Below are 3,572 nucleotides of genomic sequence, written 5' to 3' on the forward strand. Positions count from 1 at the left end.
GGCCGCGCCGGGTCGGCCGGGCCCAGGTCGTGGTGCTGGGCGCCCCGCTGCGTCCGGGCGCCATGGCCGCCATCACCGCCGGCATCAAGGGCGGCGGCGGCAACATCGACCGCATCGTGCGCATGGGCCGCTACCCGGTCACCGCCATCCGCATGGAGGTCTCCGGCGTCGAGCCCGAGCGTCTCCAGTCCGACCTCGGCGCGATCGCGCACGAGAACGGCGTCGACGTCGCGGTGCAGGAGAACGGCATCCGGCGCCACGCCCAGCGACTGATCGTCATGGACGTCGACTCGACGCTCATCCAGGGCGAGGTGATCGAGATGCTCGCCGCGCACGCCGGGTGCGAGGAGCAGGTCGCGGAGGTCACCGAACGCGCGATGCGCGGCGAGCTGGACTTCGCCGAGTCGCTGCGCGAGCGCGTGGCGCAGCTCGAGGGCGTCCCCGAGGCCGCCCTGGACGACGTGTACGCCCGCCTGCAGTACGCGCCCGGCGCGCGGACGATGATCCGCACGCTCAAGCGCCTCGGCTACCGCTTCGCGCTGGTCAGCGGCGGCTTCACCCAGGTGATCGAGCAGATCGCCGCCGAGCTGGAGATCGACTACTTCGCCGCGAACGAGCTCGAGGTGGTCGACGGCCGGCTGACCGGTCGGGTCGTCGGGCGCATCGTCGACCGTCCGGGCAAGGCGGCCGCCCTGCGCGACTTCGCCGAGCAGGCCCGCATCCCGGTCAAGAACACCGTCGCCATCGGCGACGGCGCCAACGACCTGGACATGCTCGCGGCCGCCGGCCTGGGCATCGCCTTCAACGCCAAGCCGGTCGTGCGCGACCAGGCTCGCACCAGCGTCAACGTCCCCTACCTCGACGCGATCGTCTACCTCATGGGCATCACCCGCGAGGAGGTCGAGGCGGCCGACGCCGCCGACGCCACCGCCGGCTGAGCCAGCTCCGGGCCGAGCCGTCCCCGTCCTCTCGGCACGCTCAGCGAGCGGGCCGGTCCTCCAGGAGCGGTCCGGCGACGCGGTAGCGCGCGACGACGAAGGCGCCGGCCGCGTGGGTCTCGACGAGCTCGAGGTCGAGCAGGCGCAGCAGCACGACGTCCGCGCCCAGCACCACCGGCGCGATCGACACGACGACCTCGTCCAGGAGCCCGGCGTCGGCGAGCTGCCCGGCCAGGTCCCCGCCGCCGACGACCCACAGGTCGCGCTCCCCCGCCTCCCGCAGCATCCGGGCGTGGACGTCGCGGACGTCGCCCGAGGCGAACCGCACGTCCGCCCCCTCGACCGGCTTCAGGTCGCGCGTCGTCATCACCCAGCTCGGGACGGTGTAGGGCCAGCTGCCGCGCTGCGCGTCGAGGTGCTCGACCACCCACTCGTAGGTGGTCGAGCCCATGATGATCGCGCCGACGCCGGCCATGAACGCGGCGAACTCCTGCTCGCCGTCCGGCCCCTGCGACTGGCGCAGCAGCCAGTCGAGCGAGTCGTCCGGGTCGGCCAGGAACCCGTCCAGGGTCGTCGCGGTGTGGAAGGTGGTGGTCATCGCAGGTCCTCCTGGTCCTCGGTGCGCCGGGCGCGCAGCCACTCGATGGGGTCGCCGTGGTCGACCTCGACCCCGGCCGCGCGCAGCATGTGCCGCGCCAGCTGGCGCCGGTGCGCGGAGAAGGTCAGGACGTGGGCGACGACGCTGCTGAGCACGAAGCTCTCGGGCGGGTCGCACAGCGCGTCGACGAGCCGGTCGTCCCAGGCCCCCCGGCGGTCGAGGTCGCGCACGGTCGCCAGCCACCGCGCTGCGGCCGAGGCGTGCCGGTCGAGCAGCTCGACCACGTCCTGCGCGGTGCGATCGGGCGGGAGGTCGTGGCCCTGGATCGAGGCCAGCCAGATCTCCCGGGTGCGCACCAGCCGGTCCAGCACCGCCAGGGCCGAGTCCTCCACGCCGTCCCACGCCAGCACGACCAGTCCCGGCTGCCACGAACGGCGCAGCAGCTCGGGGTCGACGCCCTTGGCGAGCTCGAGCAGGTGCTGGGTGTCGTCCAGGTCGTGCCGCACGAGCTGCTCGGTCAGCGGGTTCATCGTGTGCTCGGGGCTGCGGACCCACAGGGACGTCGGCGGGTGGAAGTGGATGCCGTTCGGCGCCGGCAGCCACGTCTCGCCGTCCGGGGGCAGCTGGCTGGGCGCGTGGCCGAAGGCACGGGTGAACGCGCGGCTGAACCCCTCGACCGACTCGTACCCCGCCTCCCAGGCGGCGTCGGTGACGGCGGTCCCCCGGCGCAGTCGCCAGGCGGCGCGCTCGAGCATGACCCGCCGGCGCATGGCCACGGGCGCTCGCCGCGGCGCGCGAGAGCGTCCGCGAGAGGTGGAAGGGCGAGGCGTAGGCGTCGTCGGCCATCTGCTGGAGGGTGCGGTTGTCCTCGTCCAGCACCGCGTCGAGCAGCTCGCGCAGGCGGTCGCGTCCGGTCATGGCCCCAGTCTGGCGGCCCGGCGGCCGGCGTGCTTGACCGTTCTTGCCCGTGCCGGCCCGCCCGGTGGTCAGCGCTCGGGCGCGCCGAGCACGGCGTCGAGCAGGCCGGGGTAGACGCCGTCGAGCTCCTCGCGCCGCAGGCTCACCCGGCGCTGGCGTCCGACCGGCTCGTTGCGGATGACGCCGGCCTCGCGCAGCACCTTCATGAGGTGCGAGCGCGTGGACTTGGGCATGTCGGCCGCCGTGCAGGCCGCCATGTCGAGCGGCCCGTCGGCCAGCTCGCGGACGATGGCGAGCCGGGCGGGGTCGCTGAGGGCGAAGAGCACCTCGGTGACGGGGACGTCCCGCACGTCGGGATGGGGAAGCTCGCTCGTGCCGACCATGGTTCGATCATAGTTGAACAATCTCGGGCTGGGGGTCTACAGTCCTGAAAAGTTCCATCCGTTTCGAACGATTGGCAGGCCGTGACCACGACCGCTCCCCCTCGTCCGTCCCGCACCCTGCGGGCCGGCAGCACCGCGGCGTTCGTGCTCGCGCTCGCCGCGGCCGTCGCGATGATGGGCGCGGCCAGCGCGCCGTCGCCGTTCTACCCGGTGCTGCAGGCCGAGATCGGCTTCTCCGCGCTCGCCTCCACGTCGATCTTCGCGGTCTACGCCTTCGCGCTCCTGGTCGCGCTGCTGGTGACCGGCTCGCTGTCGGACCACCTGGGCCGCCGCCCCGTGCTGAGCGCCGGGTTCGCGATCCTGGCCGTGAGCATGGTCGTCTTCTGGCACGCGGGCTCGGTCGAGTCCCTGCTCGCCGCCCGCGTCGTGCAGGGACTGGCCGCCGGCCTGCTGCTGTCCGCCCTGACGGCCGCCGTCGTCGACCTCGAGCCGCCGTCGCGTCCGGGCAGCGCCGCCGTCGCCAACGCGGTGCTCCCGCTCGCCGGCATGGCCGTCGGTGCCGCCGCGAGCGGGTGGGTGCTGGACGTGTCGGACTCCCCCGAGCCGGTCGTGTTCGGCGTCCTGACCGGCCTCTACGTGGTCGCCGCGCTCGCCGTGTGGGGCCTGCCCGAGACGTCCCCGGGCCACGACGGGCTGCTGCGCTCGCTGCGCCGCAGGTCGGCGTCCCGCCTGCCC

5 protein-coding genes are annotated in these 3,572 nt (G+C 74.0%); 2 read left to right on the forward strand and 3 right to left on the reverse strand.

The genetic code is table 11. From position 1 onward, the window contains the following. On the forward strand, positions 1-938 hold a 938-nt coding region (serB, locus tag AC2W7G_RS11800; protein ID WP_485868610.1), incomplete at its 5' end, for a phosphoserine phosphatase SerB. 40 nt (positions 939-978) lie between these two features. Here serB and AC2W7G_RS11805 read toward each other — a convergent pair. The 3 genes from AC2W7G_RS11805 to AC2W7G_RS11815 form a co-directional block, all read right to left on the reverse strand. Beyond that, positions 979-1,536 carry a dihydrofolate reductase family protein gene (locus tag AC2W7G_RS11805; protein WP_485868611.1) on the reverse strand — a complete coding sequence of 186 codons (558 nt, stop codon included), beginning with the start codon at positions 1,534-1,536 and terminating at the stop codon, positions 979-981. Continuing rightward, positions 1,533-2,291, reverse strand: a complete 759-nt coding sequence (locus AC2W7G_RS11810; RefSeq protein ID WP_485868612.1) for a helix-turn-helix domain-containing protein — start codon at positions 2,289-2,291, stop codon at positions 1,533-1,535. The genes AC2W7G_RS11805 and AC2W7G_RS11810 overlap by 4 nt, the downstream gene beginning before the upstream one ends. A 231-nt stretch (positions 2,292-2,522) precedes the next feature. After that, complete coding sequence (locus AC2W7G_RS11815; protein WP_485868613.1) at positions 2,523-2,837, reverse strand: ArsR/SmtB family transcription factor; 315 nt, start codon at positions 2,835-2,837, stop codon at positions 2,523-2,525. An 81-nt stretch (positions 2,838-2,918) separates the two neighbouring features. Between AC2W7G_RS11815 and AC2W7G_RS11820 the strand changes: the two genes are divergently transcribed. Then, positions 2,919-3,572: MFS transporter (locus AC2W7G_RS11820; RefSeq protein ID WP_485868614.1), on the forward strand; the 654-nt coding region annotated here is incomplete at its 3' end.

The organism is Aeromicrobium sp. PFPM2_SD2, from assembly GCF_057364525.1.